The 498-nt window shown below is 76.3% G+C and carries 1 protein-coding gene; it reads right to left on the reverse strand.

Translation table 11 applies throughout. From position 1 onward, the window contains the following. Window positions 1-498: KR domain-containing protein (locus tag G3I65_RS27805; protein ID WP_160698730.1), on the reverse strand; the 498-nt coding region annotated here is incomplete at both ends.

Below are 498 nucleotides of genomic sequence, written 5' to 3' on the forward strand. Positions count from 1 at the left end.
GCACGGCGTGCCCGAGCCGGGGCGCGGCGTCGAACAGCGCCAGGCCCTGTTCCGGGGACAGCGGGATCGCCCCGCCGCGGGACATCCGGCGCAGCTCGGCGGCGGTCAGGGTGGCCATCATGCCGTCCTGCTGGGCCCAGCTGCCCCAGGCCAGCGACAGGCCGGGGAGGCCGAGGCCGCGGCGGTGCTCTGCGAGGGCGTCGAGGAAGGCGTTGGCGGCGGCGTAGTTCGCCTGCCCGGCCGAGCCCGCGATGCCGGAGAACGACGAGAACACCACGAACGCGGTCAGGTCGAGCCCGGCCGTCAGCTCGTGCAGGTGCCACGCCGCGTCGACCTTCGGCGCGAGCACGGTGTGCAGGCGCTTCGGGGTGAGCGAACCGAGCACGCCGTCGTCGAGGACGCCCGCGGTGTGCACCACCGCGGTGAGCGGGTGCGCCGGATCGACGGCCGCGAGCACGCGGGCGAGGTCGGCGCGGTCGGCGGCGTCGCAGGCCTCGA

Origin of the sequence: Amycolatopsis sp. SID8362 (assembly GCF_010550475.1) — a bacterium.
GTDB lineage: Bacteria > Actinomycetota > Actinomycetes > Mycobacteriales > Pseudonocardiaceae > Amycolatopsis > Amycolatopsis eburnea.